Origin of the sequence: Staphylococcus canis (assembly GCF_016238445.1) — a bacterium.
Taxonomy (GTDB): domain Bacteria; phylum Bacillota; class Bacilli; order Staphylococcales; family Staphylococcaceae; genus Staphylococcus; species Staphylococcus canis.
In genome coordinates this window covers 1-14,971 of the sequence record NZ_JABANU010000023.1, presented here as the reverse complement: position 1 = coordinate 14,971, position 14,971 = coordinate 1, and the positions used below count along the sequence as shown (strand labels likewise).

Sequence of the window (14,971 nt, the reverse complement as noted above, 5' to 3'; positions counted from 1 at the left end):
AGTATTGAGATAAAATAATAAAATTGATAAATGAAGGATGATTTTTATGAAAGTAGCGATTATTGGAGCTGGAACTGCAGGAGTCAGTGTATTAAGACAACTTGTTAAATATAAGAAGTTTAAAAAGTTGCAAGTAGATTTGTATGATAATCCTGATAATATGGGACAAGGCGAGCCGTTTCAGAATGATAGTGAAGATTTATTAATTAATGTGCCTGTTGATATGCTATCACTGAATAAGGATAATGTATTAGAATTTAAAGAATGGTATCAATCTCAAAATGATTTTGATTACGGAGATGTAAAATATTTACCACGTTTTGTATTTGGGCATTATATGAAGTCTTATCTTGAAAAATATTGCAATCAATTTGATAATATTACTCCGATTTATGAAAATGTGACGCATATGTATATTGAAGAACAAGAAAATGAAATCATCCCTAAACGAATTGTGGTGTGCACGGGAGACGATAAAGAAACATGTCGTAAATATGATTATGTTTTCTTTACAATTGGAACAATGTCATATAATGATCCTTATGACTTAAAAGGAACAGATAAATACATTCATTCTCCATATCCAGCATACAATACGCTAGAAGATATGGATAAAAATGATGAAATTGCAGTCATTGGAACAGGACTTGCAAGTTTAGATGTAATTCGTTTTGCGATGAGTCATCATCAGAAAAAACCTATTATTTTAGCGAGTCGTAGTGGTAAATTACCAAGTGTAAGAGGGGACATGCAAGATATAAAATTAAAATATATAACGATGCCAAATTTTGATGCACTTAAAGCTGAACATATGGGTGTTGTGCCTTTAGATGAAGTTATCGCTTTATTTAAAAAAGAATGTGATAGATTGAATATTCCACTGCAAAAATTACTTAATCGACGTAAATATGACGCGATACGTGATTTGAATTATGATTTAAATCATCCGGAAGATGTAGGATTGCTTCAAAGTTTACTTGAAGTGATAAAAGAGAATATGGACTGGATTTGGAATAGTTTAAGTAGAGCAGACCAAAAATTATTTATTCATAAGTATTTTAGATACTTTAAAGAAAATACAAATCCGATGCCAAGGGAAACAGCGGAATTAATTATTGATGCAATTAAAAATAACGAATTAAAAATCTATTCTGGGTTAGAAAATGTTCGTCACTACTATGGTAAATTTAGATTATCATTTAAACATCAAGAAGATGAATTGAAGGTTGACGCAGTAATCAATGCGACTGGACCTAAGAAGAAATTAGAAACATTAGATCAAGATGATGCGTTATTGATTGATATTGCTAATCGACAAATTGTACAACCACATCCGATGGGGGGAATACAAATCGTACCTTCTACAAATGAAGTAGTAAGTCCTTTGTATGGTACTATTAGTAACTTGCGCGCCATTGGCCAAGTTACAAATGGTGTTAATTTTGAACGCAATGGCGTAAACATGATATTACAACAAGCTGTACGTTCAGTTGAAAATCTTTATGATGTATACAAAGCGAAAAAAGCTTTAGAAAAAGAAAATAAGAAGCATAAGAAAGAAAAGAAAAAAGAGATTAAGAAGAAAAAGCATAAGGATAAGAAAAAGAAGAAATAATAGAGGTAACCAAACTTAATAAAGTTAATGATTTGTCAAAATTTATTATTTCGTTTAAGATAGATGCATAGATAGAGATAACATAATTTGTGTCAAGTTTTAATTAAAATATAAAGTTGATTCAAAATTCTATCAAAACATGTATCTTAAAATCTCAATGACAATTTCATAAATATATTCTTTCGGGGCTGGGTGGAATTCCCAACCGGCAGTAAGTATAAGCCTGCGACCCGTATCATAATTTTGATATGGCTGATCTAGTGTGAATCTAGAGCCGACAGTTAAAGTCTGGATGGGAGGAAGAATATCATCGACGCTATATTCATAATAGATTCCTAAACTTGGGATTAGAATCTTTATCTATAAATTTGGATAATGATTGTATATCTAAGTTATAGGTCTATTTGGTTTGGAAATTAGCGTAGATGTTAATATGTATTATTATAGTGAGTATTAATTTTTAAATCATTAACATACTATACACGTATAGAGCAGTGTCTTATGGCTGATTATCTCTATATTGTATGACGTTAATGATAGCGAAGTTTATTCAGTGTGCTTTATTGATTTAAAGTATTATTGTTATACTTACTATTACGTATAAATCCCACCACTCGAAGCGACAATCGAGTGGTTTTTTTATTGAGGTGAAAAGAACTTGAATTATTTAAATTATGCGATACAACTTGCGCATATGGTAGAAGGACAAACAGGTACAAACCCACCAGTTGGCGCAGTTATCGTAAAACATGGACGAATCATAGGTATGGGTGCACATCTCAAAAAAGGTGACAAACATGCTGAAATTCAAGCCATCGATATGGCAGGTGCGGATCATGTAAAAGATGCGACAATGTACGTATCTTTAGAGCCTTGTTCACATTATGGAAAAACACCGCCATGTGCCAAGCGAATTATAGATGTAGGTATCAAAAAAGTGGTGTATGCTGCTAAGGATGTTACATTACCTTCAACAGGTCACGAAATGATGGCAGAAGCGGGTGTAGATGTGGAATATCGTCAAGACACTCAAATGGAACAACATTATCAGAACTTCTTTGACAGTAAAGCATCGGAGTTTCCTATCGTTACCGTTAAAGTGAGTGCAAGCCTAGATGGCAAACAAGCGACTGATGAAGCAGAGAGTAAATGGATTACGACTCCAGCTGTTAAGCAAGATGTATTTCAATTAAGACATACACATGATGCTATTTTAACAGGTAGTGGAACAATTAATCATGATAATCCTAGCTTAACTGTGCGAATGGAAGAAGGGTCTCACCCAACGCGTGTCATTTTATCAAAATCAGGTAACTTAAATTGGGATGCACAGCTATTTAGTGATGAGCAAGCGCCTATTTATATCTATACTGAAAATCAACATTTAAATACAGAATTAGACAATGTTCAAATTATCTACTTAGAACACTGTCAAATAGATACAATTTTAAAAGATTTATATCAAAAAGGTTTGGGACGTGTTCTTGTCGAAGCAGGTCCAAATGTAACTTCTCAGTTTTTATCATCATCGTTAGTCTCCAACTTCATCCTATATTTAGCCCCGAAAGTTATAGGAGGTCAAGGTCAATTTCAATATTATCAAACGCCATATGTTGAAAAGCTTGATCGTATTCCACAATTTGAAATTGTACATTCTGAAATGATAGATACGGACATCAAACTCGTACTCAAAAGGAAGTGACTTTGTGTTTACAGGTATCATTGAAGAATTAGGTACAATCCAATCTATTCAAAAGCAAAATCCAACAACCCAACTTACAATTAAAGCTTCGAAAATTATCGAGGACATGCATATTGGCGATTCGATTAGCGTTAATGGGACGTGTCTCACTGTCACTGAATTTGATGATAGTGCTTTTAAAGTGGACGTTATTTTAGGTACTGAAAACAAAACGTACTTAGGTCAACTTAAAGCGGGAGATCAAGTGAATCTTGAACGAGCTTTACTAGCTACTGCCCGTTTAGGTGGACACTTTGTACAAGGACATGTTGACGGCACTGGACAAATCTTACATGTGAAACAATCGCAAAATGAATGGATTTATACCATTAAGGCGTCGTCAAACATATTAAGTCAAATGATTGCGCGAGGATCGATTGCTGTTGACGGCATTAGTTTAACGGTGTTTTCAAAAAATACGAATGCATTCGAAATTCATCTTATACCTGAAACGAGACGTCAAACGACATTAGCGTCAAAAGGGCAAGGAGATTTAGTTCATTTAGAAACGGATATGCTATTTAAATATGTGTCGGCTTCGATGGAGAATAATGAAAGCTTAACAATGGAAGATTTATTAAAAGCAGGATTTTAATGGAGGGGTTATCATGCAATTCGATACGATAGAAGATGCAATTGAAGCATTAAAAAATGGTGAAATGATTGTAGTGTTAGATGATGAAAATAGAGAAAACGAAGGAGACCTTATTGCCATTACACAATGGATGCGTGATGATACGATTAACTTTATGTCTCGTTATGGACGTGGCTTGATTTGTACACCCATTTCGCAAGAGATTGCCAATCAAGCTGGAATAGATGCAATGGTTTCGAATAACACAGATCCTCATGGTACAGCATTTACTGTGAGTATTGATCATGTAAATAGTACGACAGGTATTAGTGCATTTGAAAGAACAGAAACTGTACGTGCTTTGATTGATGAGCATACAAATGTTGATACATTCAACCAACCCGGACATATTTTTCCATTAATTGGAAAAGCAAAAGGTGTGTTAGAGAGAAGAGGGCATACTGAAGCAACTCTTGATCTCGCGAAACTAACTGGCGCCAAGCCAGCAGGTGTTATTTGTGAAATTATGAATGAAGATGGCACGATGGCAAAAGGTGAGCAATTACAACAGTTCAAAGATAAATTTGGTTTAAAAATGATAACAATTGATGCATTAGTACAATATTTAAAAACAAATACAAAATTAATTCATGAAGAAGCTAAAGTCAAACTACCGACTCGATTTGGTGAATTTGATATGTATGGCTTTACTTCTGACATTGATGACTCGGAACATTTAGCTATTGTTAAAGGTGAAGTAAAAGAACAAATGAACGTGCGCATCCATTCTGCATGTGCAACAGGCGATATCTTTCACAGCCAGCGTTGCGATTGTGGTGAACAATTAGAAAGTGCCATGTCTTATATTCAAGATAACAATGGTATCATTCTCTATTTACCACAAGAAGGTCGTGGGATTGGACTGATGAATAAGTTAAAAGCGTATGAATTGATAGAGCAAGGCCATAATACTGTTACGGCAAATGAAGCGCTTGGGTTTGCGCCTGATTTACGAGAATATGATGTTGCTGCACAAATGTTAAAACATTTAGGTGTAAAGCGAATTAATTTATTAAGTAATAATCCAGAGAAGTTTACAGGGCTTGAACAATATGGAATCGAAATACAACAAAGGATTCCGATTATTATTGATGAAAATACACATAACCATGATTATATGCATGTAAAAAAAGAACAGATGGGACATATGCTTTAAAATTTAATCACATTTTAGGAGGAATTAAAAAATGAATTTTGAAGGTCAATTAGTAGGTAAAGATTTAAAAATAGGTATCGTTGTGAGTCGTTTTAATGATTTAATTACAAGTCGATTAGTGGATGGTGCGTTAGATACATTAAAAAGACACCAAGTTGAAGCGTCACATATTGACACTGCGTACGTACCAGGTGCATTTGAATTACCAATGGTTGCTAAAAAAATGGCAAGCACAGGAAAATACGATGCAATTATTACTTTAGGTTGCGTCATTCGTGGTGCAACATCACATTATGATTATGTATGTAATGAAGCAGCTAAAGGTATTGCAAAAGCAAGTGATGATACTGGAGTACCGGTTATATTTGGCGTATTAACTACGGAGAATATTGAACAAGCAATCGAGCGTGCCGGAACTAAAGCAGGTAATAAAGGTGCAGAAGCGGCTGTCGGTGCAATTGAAATGGCTAATTTATTAAAAGCAATTTAATTGTAAAAAGAACTTAGAAAGGCCGAGATAGGGAGTATGTATGGTAAGCCCTATCTCAGCCTTTAATGATATTATAATCGCGTGCGACATCTTAAACGATTAGGTTGTGAAGTAGACTTTCTTTTAACTTTTTTTGACAATGTTTGAGGTAGTAGACAAGCTGTAAGACCAACTAAGCCTAATATAGCTAAAGTTTTAGGTTTAACAAATTCTTTAAATGCTAGTGTTAAGTTTTGCGGTCTTTCTGCTAAACGTCTCATGAAATAACCGAACCAATCATCACCAAATGGTACATAAATTGTAAAGTTATAACCCTCATTAGCAATAGATTCAGCAAGATCACTGCGGAATCCATATAACATTTGAAATTCTACGCGAGATTTATCAATGTCATGTGTTTCGATGAATGATTTAACATGATTAATAATGTTATGATCGTGCGTTGCGATTGATGTCATATTTTGAGCATTTAATAATCGTTTCTCTATAAGGTGAATGTAATTTTCATCAATTTCTTCTTTAGTTTGATAAGCGATGTAAGGTGATTCCTTATAAGCACCTTTAACTAAACGTAAACGTAAATTTGGATATTTATCAATTAATACATCACCTTTATATAAATAAGCCTGAATAACAGTACCAACATTTGAAAATTCAGACTTTAAACGGTCTAATGTTTGAGTAATATCGAATAAACTATCATATTTTTCTGTATCAATATTGATATGCATATTATTATACGATTTAGCTGTTGCTACAATTTCGTATATATTGTCATAGGCAAGTGCTTTATCAAATTCTGCACCAAGCTGACTTAATTTTACAGACATATGAGCGTCTAAATTATGTTGATAAATAGCATCCATAACTTTTAAAATATCATCTTTAGCTGCAATTGCATCTTGTTTATTATTTACAAATTCCCCTAAGTTATCTACCGTTACAGCGATGTTTTTACGATTTAAACGTTTAATAGTATTTACAACATCTTCAATAGTATTTCCTGCAACGACTTTGTTTGCCCCAAGAGAAGGCCCCATACTTTTTGCAGCTTCATTTAAAAAAGTATTATTTGAAAGTGCAATAAAAAAACTTTTCACTAAGCTCATAATATTTCCTCCCATACAACAAATGTTTAGCATATAATAATAGTTTATCATGAACAAAGAGTTAAGAAAACGTTTTCATATTCATTTTTGAGAAAATTTAAGAATTTTTTAAGCGATTTTGTTTCAAATGTAAAAACTATGTAAATGTTCACCTTTAATCTTAATTATAACTTTAAATTTTATGTTGGCTATTCGTGATAAAATAGAAGCATCATTAATTGAATATGAGGGAGTTAGAATATGTTCAGAGATATGGCGTTTTATATGTTTGGAACTGAGCTAGATACATTTATTCAATACTTTGTTTTTGAATTACTTATCATTGTATTAATAGGTACTATCGTAGGCATCCTTACAAAGAAACTGTGGATAGCTCTACTTGTCATTATAGGATTAAATGTAATTGATATTGGAATATTAGCTAATTTTAATGCAAGTCAAGGTAATGGTACGTTCTTAGGACAGTTTTTCTTATTTTTATTAGCTAAGTTCTTCCCAACATTTTACGAAATTTTATTTACAACATTATTACTAAATGTTCCTTTCTTCCGTAGAGCATTTAAGTTAGGTTAAAGTATAAGGTATGGTGTGAGCATAGATTTTAAGATAGATTTTATCTTTTAAATGTATGCTTTCCCATACCTTATTTTATTGTTTTGCTATCAGTGTGAACTGTAAAAAGTTATAATGAAACTAAACTAAGGATTAGGAAGGAAAATGTTAAATGTGGAAATGGGAAACAGATAGGGAAGCGAAAGGTGTTATTGTTATTGTTCATAACATGTTAGAGCATACTGGACGTTATGCTTTCGTGATTACACAGTTAAGAAGAAGTGGATATCATGTTATTATGGGAGATTTACCTGGTCAAGGACAGACGTCACGTATGCACAAAGGGCAAATTGAACATTTTGAGGTTTATCATGAACGTGTTTTAGAATGGCTTTCCATAGCTGAGGAATATCATTTACCTATCTTTATGATAGGAGTAGGATTAGGCGGCCTCATCAGTGTGAATTTGTTAGAAAAAATTGAACTGAGATTAGAAGGCCTTATTTTACTTTCACCACTTTTAGCTTTTATTAACAATAATCAAACGCGTCGTCATACATTAATGTCAAATATTGGTGATATTTCCAAAAATGCCAAATTTAATTTTGATATTAAATATGAGGATTTGACACGAAATAACGAGGTATTAGAGGATACATACAACGACGCTTTAATGTTGAAAAAAGTTAGCTATCACTGGTATCAAGAGGTGGTACAGACTATGAAATTAACGTTTGATAATCGTGAAAATATAAAAGATATACCGTTATGTATAATGTGCGGAAGTCAAGATCGTATTAGTGATATCGATGTGAGTGCTACCTTTTCAAAACAACCCCAATTTAGTGAAGTATTATTTAAAGTGTGGGATGGGTTAAATCATGAGATTCATAATGAACCAGAAAGAGATATTGTGATGAAGTATATTTTGAGCTTTTTAAATAATAGAGTATATGCATCAGGTTTCTTATTTGATGATGAAAACGCTCTCTCTTAAAACGATTTAAAAGTATAAAATATTAGCTTGCATTTAGCATACAAACATGTTAAATTATAAATGTGAAAAAAATCACAATAGTAATAAATATCGAAGGTTAAAGATTGGAGAGAGTCTTAATGTCAAAAAAAGGTAATAAAGTTGTGTTAGTAGGTAATGGTGCAGTAGGAGCAAGCTATGCATTCACAATGGTAAGTCAAGGTGTAGCAGATGAATTGCTTATCATTGATATTAATGAAGATAAAGTATTAGGTGATGTTTTAGATTTAAATCATGGAGCACCTTATGCAATGTCACCGGTAAAAGTTAAAGCAGGGAAGTATGAAGACTGTGGTGATGCAGACTTAGTTGTTATTTGTGCAGGTGCACCTCAAAAAGTTGGAGAAACACGCTTAGATTTAGTTGAAAAGAACGCTAAAATTTACAAAAACATTGTAACTTCAATTATGGATAGCGGTTTTGATGGTATTTTCCTTGTTGCTGCTAACCCAGTTGATATTTTAACATATGTTACATTAAAATATTCAGGACTTCCAAAACACAAAGTTATTGGTTCTGGTACAATTCTTGATACAGCACGTTTTAGACACTTATTAAGTGAAGCATTTGATGTTGCTCCAGCAAGTGTACACGCTAATATCATTGGTGAACATGGTGACTCTGAAGTACCTGTATGGTCATCAGCAACAATTGCTGGCGTACCTCTTTATGATGAGTTGAAAAAAGATCCAGAAAAAGAACATTTAATTGAAGACATTTACGTTAAAACACGTGATGCTGCATACGAAATCATTAAAGCTAAAGGAGCAACTTATTATGGTGTTGCTATGGGTCTTATGCACATTTCAAAAGCAATTTTAAGAAACCAAAACGTTGTACTTACAGTGTCTAGCTATCTAGAAGGTGAATATGGACAACATGGTGTTTATACTGGTGTACCAACTTTAATTAATGGAGAAGGTGCGACACGCATTATTGAAACACCATTAAATGAAGATGAAAAAGCAAAATTCGAAAACTCAGTTAAAGTTTTAAAAGATATGCAAGATTCTATCGAATATTTATTCTAAAAACTTTTAGTATATATTAGATTTTTAACTATATATTCAAAGTTGTAAATGATTAAGTCTTTATAATTAGGGTAGAGGACTCATAAGTACCTGAGTTGAAAGGAGACTTATTCATGAGTGTTGAGCACGATTCGAAAATAGAAGGTCTGATGTTTTTAAGCGATCTCGAAAAAGAAATCCAATCCATTTTTAATGCTATTGAAGTGAAATATAAGTTACCAAAAGAGGAGTTTTTAATTTTACTGACTTTGTGGAGTAAAGGCGCTATGACTCTTAAGGAAATGGATCAGTATGTACATGTTAAATCTTACAAACGGACACGAACTTTCAATCATTTAGTTGAGATGAAGTGGATTATCAAGGAAAGACCGTTAGATGACGAACGCACGGTATCTATCTATTTTAATCAAGATAAGCAAGAAGACAAAGAAGACGTCATTCGTTTCGCTTATAGTCTCATTAAAGATAAAGAATCTAAATTAAAATCATTATTCGATTCTATTATCCAAGGATAATTCGTTCAGTACCTTATAGCTTGAATATGTTAAATCGATGATATAATATTTGAATATTACTTAAAACGAATACATGACAAAGAACCACTACTATTTAATTTTGAAAAGCGCTTAGTACTCTAATTTCAAAATTATAGTGTGGTTCTTTTTGATTATGCTCTTTTTTCAATTGCTAGAACATAAGGAGGATTGTTTTTTTGATTGATAAACGTGTACTTTAAAACGTGTGCATTGTCTTGATTGAAATGGCTTAATACGTCTTCTATTTTTTCACTTTCAACTTTACCTTCAGGATGACCTGGATAAACTACAATCACAATAATACCTTCAGGTGATAGTTGATTAAATATTGTATTAATTGCATTAAGGGTTGTATCAGGTTGCGTGACAATCGTTTTGTCACCTTTAGGTAAATAGCCTAAATTAAACATAGCTGCATCTATATGTTGATGATGCTTTACAGGAATTACTTCCATGATGCGATCATGACTGATTTGATGTACCTCAACGTTGTTAAATGAATTAATGCGTTTTAGTGTATTATGAACTGCAGTAGTTTGAATATCACAAGCATAAACGTAACCGTCTGGTACAAGCTGGGCTAGAAAATAGGTATCTAGACCATTACCACAAGTAGCATCTATTACGATACTTGTAGAAGAAACATGGTCTTCGATTAAACTTTTTGCAAAAGGTAATATTCTTTTAACAATCATGATTTCACAGCTTCTTTATAATGAGAACCTTGTACAGTACCACGACGTTTTAGTTCATCATCAATATGATTTAAAACTTCCCACTTATTAACACTCCACATAGGACCAACCATTAAATCAATTGGTCCATCACCAGTAATACGATGTACAATCATTTCTGGAGGTAGGATTTCAAGTTGATCACAAACAAGGTTGACATATTCTTCTTGAGTCATAAAATTGAGTAGGCCTTTTTCATATTGTTTTATCATTGGTGTTCCTTTTAATAAATGTAACAAGTGTATTTTGATACCTTGTACATCCATTTGAGCTACTGTTTTTGCTGTTTCCATCATCATCTCATAATCTTCACCAGGTAGCCCGTTTATAATATGAGAACATACATTAATATTATGTTCACGTAATTTTCTAACACCCTCGTAATAACATGCCATATCGTGTGCACGATTAATTAAGTTTGAAGTAGAATCGTGGACAGTTTGTAAACCAAGTTCAACCCACAAATAAGTTCTTTGATTTAATTCAGCAAGATATTCTACAACATCTTCAGGTAAACAGTCAGGACGTGTCCCAATTGATAAACCAACTACGTTATCTTGTTTTAAGGCCGCTTCAAATTTTTCACGTAAGACTTCAACTGGTGCGTGGGTATTAGTAAAGGCTTGAAAATAAGCAATATATTTACCTTCATGCCATTTTTCATGCATACGTGTTTTAATTTCTTCAAATTGCACTTCTATAGAATCAGCACGGTTTCCTGCGAAATCTCCACTGCCTGCTGCTGAACAAAAAGTACATCCACCGTGTGCAACTGTACCATCTCTATTCGGGCAATCAAATCCACCATCTAATGCCACTTTAAAAATTTTTTCACCAAATTTATTTTTCAAATGATAATTGAGTGTATGATATCGTTTGTTTTCAAACGCATAGGGGAAAACTGTACCCATTTTAAAACGTCCTTTCAAATAAATGTATCTCAAAATTTTAACATATTTTATGTGTTTATTGGTGTATTCTTTGATAAATTTTATGCAGATATAGAGAAGTGTAACGTTCTAAACATTGTATTGAGATATTAACACTTGCAACAACGTTATAAATTTCATAATATAGAGTTAAATCAATATGTTTATTATCTTGATTACTTATGGAGTAGTAACTTAAGTGCATTCCAAAGAGAGTTAGTGGTGGTGTGAACTAATGAATAGTACTGAGTGAACTTGCCAATTAATGAATATAAATAAAAGCATCTCTTACTATTTAATGAAGCGCACGTATGTGAAAAAGGGTGGTACCGCGGCTTTACGTCGTCCCTTTGAGAAATAGTTGGAGGTGTTTTTTTAATTTAGGAGGATATGTGGTTGTGAGTTATAATCATCAACAAATCGAAAAAAAATGGCAACAGTATTGGTTAGAGCATAAAACATTTAAGGCTGAAGATAATTTAGGTCAAAAGAAATTTTACGCATTAGATATGTTTCCTTATCCTTCTGGAGCGGGTCTACATGTAGGACATCCTGAAGGGTATACTGCGACAGATATTATATCGCGCTATAAACGTATGCAAGGTTATAATGTGTTACATCCAATGGGGTGGGATGCCTTTGGTTTGCCGGCTGAACAATACGCACTTGATACAGGAAATGACCCGGCAGAATTTACAAAGCGTAATATTCAAACATTTAAACGTCAGATTCAAGAACTTGGATTCAGTTATGATTGGGATCGTGAAGTCAGTACAACTGATCCTGAATATTATAAATGGACACAATGGATTTTCATTCAACTATATAAAAAAGGATTAGCTTATGTAGATGAAATCCCTGTAAACTGGTGTGAAGCGCTAGGTACCGTTTTATCGAATGAAGAAGTTGTAGATGGCGTTTCTGAAAGAGGCGGACATCCAGTAGTACGTCGTCCAATGCGACAATGGGTGTTAAAAATCACAGAATATGCAGACCGTTTATTAGAAGACTTAGAAGATTTAGATTGGCCTGAATCTATTAAAGATATGCAACGTAATTGGATTGGACGCTCTGAAGGGGCTAAAGTTATATATAAAGTAGCGGATACTAACGAATCTATAGAAGTATTCACAACAAGACCGGATACAATTTATGGCGCTACATTTTTAGTTTTAAGTCCAGAACATCGTCTTGTGAATCAAATTACATCAAGTGAACAACTAGAAACAGTTCAAGCTTATCAAAATGAAGCGGCTAAGAAATCAGATTTAGAACGTACGGATTTAGCTAAAGAAAAATCTGGTGTATTTACTGGTGCTTATGCGGTTCATCCATTATCAGGTGAAAAACTACCAATTTGGATTGCAGATTATGTTCTTGCATCATATGGAACAGGAGCTGTAATGGCAGTACCAGGACATGACGAACGTGATTATGAGTTTGCTGAAGCGTTTGATCTTCCAGTGATACAAGTGATTGATCATAACGAAGATACGCCATATTTCACGGGAGATGGTCCACATATTAATTCAGATTCATTAAATGGGCTATCTAATGCTGAAGCAATTTCAAAAGCAATTGAATTATTAGAGTCGAAAAATATTGGTGAAAAGAAAGTTAATTATAAATTAAGAGATTGGCTATTTAGTCGTCAACGTTACTGGGGTGAACCGATTCCGATTATTCATTGGGAAGATGGTAGTATGACAACTGTTCCTGAAAGTGAATTACCAGTACTATTACCTAAAACAGATCATATTAGACCATCTGGATCTGGTGAGTCACCATTAGCTAATATTGATTCATTTATAAATGTTGTAGATCCTGAAACAGGTATGAAGGGAAGACGTGAAACAAATACAATGCCACAATGGGCAGGTAGTTGTTGGTACTATTTAAGATATATCGACCCTAAAAATGATCAAATGCTTGCAGACCCTGAAAAGTTAAAGCATTGGTTACCTGTGGATCTTTATATAGGTGGCGTGGAACACGCAGTTTTACACTTACTATATGCTAGATTTTGGCATAAAGTTTTATACGATTTAGGTGTTGTTCCAACTAAAGAACCTTTCCAAAAATTATTTAACCAAGGTATGATTTTGGGTGAAGGTAATGAGAAAATGAGTAAATCTAAAGGAAATGTCGTAAACCCTGATGATATTATTCATTCACACGGTGCTGATACCTTAAGATTGTATGAAATGTTTATGGGACCTTTAGATGCTTCAATTGCTTGGAGTGAAAATGGCCTTGACGGATCACGACGTTTCTTAGATAGAATTTGGCGTTTATTCGTAACAGAAGATGGTAAGTTGAGTGATAAGGTTACCGAATCAGATACGCCTGATCTTCAAAAAGTTTATCATCAAACTGTGCAAAAAGTGACAGATGACTTTGAAACGTTGAATTTCAATACAGCCATTAGTCAACTTATGGTATTCATTAATGAATGTTATAAAGTTGAACAAATTAATAAATCTTACGTTGAAGGCTTTGTTAAAATGCTTTCACCAATAGCACCTCATATCGGCGAAGAATTATGGTCAATTTTAGGTCATGAAGGTACAATCACTTACCAACCATGGCCAAGCTATGATGAATCATTACTTGTTGATGATGTTGTAGAAATTGTTGTTCAAGTTAATGGTAAAGTACGTGCTAAACTTGAAGTGCCTAAAGATGCATCCAAAGAAGAAATGGAGTCTCTTGCAAAATCTAATGAAAATGTACAAAATGCATTAGAAGGTAAAGAGATTAAAAAAGTGATTGTTGTACCGCAAAAACTCGTTAATATAGTCGCAAAATAAACAGAAAGGATGATTATTGATGAAGGAAATTACAACGGATGAGTTGAAATCATTAATTTTAAGCACTGATCCAGTGAATATTATTGATGTACGTGAAGATGAAGAAGTGGCTATGGGTATTATTCCAGATGCTGAACATATTCCGATGAATGAAATACCTGATCAACTGAAACACTTTGACAAAGATAAAACGTATTATATCATTTGCGCTGGTGGGGTAAGAAGTGCAAAAGTTGTTGAATATTTAAATGACCACGGTATTGATGCTGTTAATGTTGAAGGTGGTATGAAAGCATTTGGCGATGAAGGTTTAGAATATAGAGGTATCTAATTATTAGATTTTAATGAAACAATTTAAGGTAATGAAGTAAGAAGAGGTTAGAACAATATTTCGAGATACTTTGAAGCAGTATCTCGAATACTCAAGTGAGGTTGTTCTAATCTTTCTTTTTGCTTATAGCAAGATTTAAAGGCTCTCTGTCAAATAGGACTGGTCAGCTCAATTAAGGAGGTTAGGCAACTTGCTGTTGCTTAACTTCCTTTTTCTTTTCTGATGCGAATAATTTTGAACTTAAAATGATTCTATTACGAAAGTGCT

At 33.4% G+C, this 14,971-nt stretch carries 14 protein-coding genes and 1 riboswitch; of the genes, 11 read left to right on the top strand and 3 right to left on the bottom strand.

Features of this window, described 5'->3' with window-relative positions:
• Positions 1-46: 46 nt before the first annotated feature.
• From HHH54_RS08760 to ribH, 5 genes are all read left to right on the top strand, one after another.
• Positions 47-1,615, top strand: coding sequence for an FAD/NAD(P)-binding protein (locus HHH54_RS08760; RefSeq protein WP_198618463.1), 1,569 nt, complete (start codon positions 47-49; stop codon positions 1,613-1,615).
• A gap of 174 nt (positions 1,616-1,789) precedes the next feature.
• Positions 1,790-1,923, top strand: a riboswitch (FMN riboswitch).
• A gap of 350 nt (positions 1,924-2,273) precedes the next feature.
• Complete coding sequence (gene ribD / locus HHH54_RS08755) at positions 2,274-3,317, top strand: bifunctional diaminohydroxyphosphoribosylaminopyrimidine deaminase/5-amino-6-(5-phosphoribosylamino)uracil reductase RibD (protein WP_198618462.1); 1,044 nt, start codon at positions 2,274-2,276, stop codon at positions 3,315-3,317.
• A gap of 4 nt (positions 3,318-3,321) precedes the next feature.
• A complete protein-coding gene (locus tag HHH54_RS08750) occupies positions 3,322-3,951 on the top strand; it encodes a riboflavin synthase (protein ID WP_198618461.1) in 630 nt (209 codons plus the stop codon).
• Between the two features lie 13 nt (positions 3,952-3,964).
• Positions 3,965-5,146, top strand: a complete 1,182-nt coding sequence (ribB, locus tag HHH54_RS08745) for a 3,4-dihydroxy-2-butanone-4-phosphate synthase (protein ID WP_198618460.1) — start codon at positions 3,965-3,967, stop codon at positions 5,144-5,146.
• A gap of 31 nt (positions 5,147-5,177) precedes the next feature.
• Positions 5,178-5,636 (top strand): 6,7-dimethyl-8-ribityllumazine synthase, encoded by a 459-nt coding sequence (gene ribH / locus HHH54_RS08740; protein ID WP_198618459.1) that lies wholly within the window; start codon positions 5,178-5,180, stop codon positions 5,634-5,636.
• Positions 5,637-5,707: 71 nt separating this feature from the next.
• Here ribH and HHH54_RS08735 read toward each other — a convergent pair whose 3' ends face one another.
• Positions 5,708-6,745 (bottom strand): proline dehydrogenase family protein, encoded by a 1,038-nt coding sequence (locus HHH54_RS08735; protein WP_198618458.1) that lies wholly within the window; start codon positions 6,743-6,745, stop codon positions 5,708-5,710.
• Positions 6,746-6,985: 240 nt separating this feature from the next.
• On the opposite strand from HHH54_RS08735, the gene HHH54_RS08730 reads away from it, so the two are divergent.
• From HHH54_RS08730 to HHH54_RS08715, 4 genes are all read left to right on the top strand, one after another.
• Positions 6,986-7,318: a hypothetical protein gene (locus HHH54_RS08730; RefSeq protein WP_198618457.1), complete on the top strand. Its 333-nt coding sequence runs from the start codon at positions 6,986-6,988 to the stop codon at positions 7,316-7,318.
• A 151-nt stretch (positions 7,319-7,469) separates the two neighbouring features.
• Positions 7,470-8,294, top strand: coding sequence for an alpha/beta fold hydrolase (locus HHH54_RS08725; RefSeq protein ID WP_198618456.1), 825 nt, complete (start codon positions 7,470-7,472; stop codon positions 8,292-8,294).
• 119 nt (positions 8,295-8,413) lie between these two features.
• Entirely contained in the window at positions 8,414-9,364 is a 951-nt protein-coding gene (locus HHH54_RS08720; RefSeq protein ID WP_198618455.1) for an L-lactate dehydrogenase, read from the top strand.
• A 113-nt stretch (positions 9,365-9,477) separates the two neighbouring features.
• Positions 9,478-9,879, top strand: coding sequence for a transcriptional regulator, SarA/Rot family (locus HHH54_RS08715; RefSeq protein ID WP_198618454.1), 402 nt, complete (start codon positions 9,478-9,480; stop codon positions 9,877-9,879).
• A gap of 152 nt (positions 9,880-10,031) precedes the next feature.
• On the opposite strand, the gene mnmM is transcribed toward HHH54_RS08715, so the two are convergent.
• Entirely contained in the window at positions 10,032-10,595 is a 564-nt protein-coding gene (mnmM, locus tag HHH54_RS08710; protein ID WP_198618453.1) for a tRNA 5-(aminomethyl)-2-thiouridylate-methyltransferase MnmM, read from the bottom strand.
• Positions 10,592-11,545 (bottom strand): tRNA modification radical SAM protein MnmL/YtqA, encoded by a 954-nt coding sequence (gene mnmL, locus HHH54_RS08705; RefSeq protein WP_198618452.1) that lies wholly within the window; start codon positions 11,543-11,545, stop codon positions 10,592-10,594. The genes mnmM and mnmL overlap by 4 nt, the downstream gene beginning before the upstream one ends.
• 416 nt (positions 11,546-11,961) lie before the next feature.
• Here mnmL and leuS point away from each other — a divergent pair, with 416 nt between their 5' ends.
• Positions 11,962-14,373 (top strand): leucine--tRNA ligase, encoded by a 2,412-nt coding sequence (gene leuS / locus HHH54_RS08700; protein WP_198618451.1) that lies wholly within the window; start codon positions 11,962-11,964, stop codon positions 14,371-14,373.
• Between the two features lie 19 nt (positions 14,374-14,392).
• Complete coding sequence (locus HHH54_RS08695) at positions 14,393-14,704, top strand: rhodanese-like domain-containing protein (RefSeq protein ID WP_198618450.1); 312 nt, start codon at positions 14,393-14,395, stop codon at positions 14,702-14,704.
• The last annotated feature ends 267 nt before the right edge of the window (positions 14,705-14,971 follow it).

Bases quoted from the DNA above. Each gene is read 5' to 3' on its own strand.
- HHH54_RS08760 (WP_198618463.1), top strand. From the start codon at position 47: ATGAAAGTAGCGATTATTGGAGCTGGAACTGCAGGAGTCAGTGTATTA.
- ribB (WP_198618460.1), top strand. From the start codon at position 3,965: ATGCAATTCGATACGATAGAAGATGCAATTGAAGCATTAAAAAATGGT.
- ribH (WP_198618459.1), top strand. From the start codon at position 5,178: ATGAATTTTGAAGGTCAATTAGTAGGTAAAGATTTAAAAATAGGTATC.
- HHH54_RS08735 (WP_198618458.1), bottom strand. From the start codon at position 6,745: ATGAGCTTAGTGAAAAGTTTTTTTATTGCACTTTCAAATAATACTTTT.
- HHH54_RS08730 (WP_198618457.1), top strand. From the start codon at position 6,986: ATGTTCAGAGATATGGCGTTTTATATGTTTGGAACTGAGCTAGATACA.
- HHH54_RS08725 (WP_198618456.1), top strand. From the start codon at position 7,470: ATGTGGAAATGGGAAACAGATAGGGAAGCGAAAGGTGTTATTGTTATT.
- HHH54_RS08720 (WP_198618455.1), top strand. From the start codon at position 8,414: ATGTCAAAAAAAGGTAATAAAGTTGTGTTAGTAGGTAATGGTGCAGTA.
- HHH54_RS08715 (WP_198618454.1), top strand. From the start codon at position 9,478: ATGAGTGTTGAGCACGATTCGAAAATAGAAGGTCTGATGTTTTTAAGC.
- mnmM (WP_198618453.1), bottom strand. From the start codon at position 10,595: ATGATTGTTAAAAGAATATTACCTTTTGCAAAAAGTTTAATCGAAGAC.
- mnmL (WP_198618452.1), bottom strand. From the start codon at position 11,545: ATGGGTACAGTTTTCCCCTATGCGTTTGAAAACAAACGATATCATACA.
- HHH54_RS08695 (WP_198618450.1), top strand. From the start codon at position 14,393: ATGAAGGAAATTACAACGGATGAGTTGAAATCATTAATTTTAAGCACT.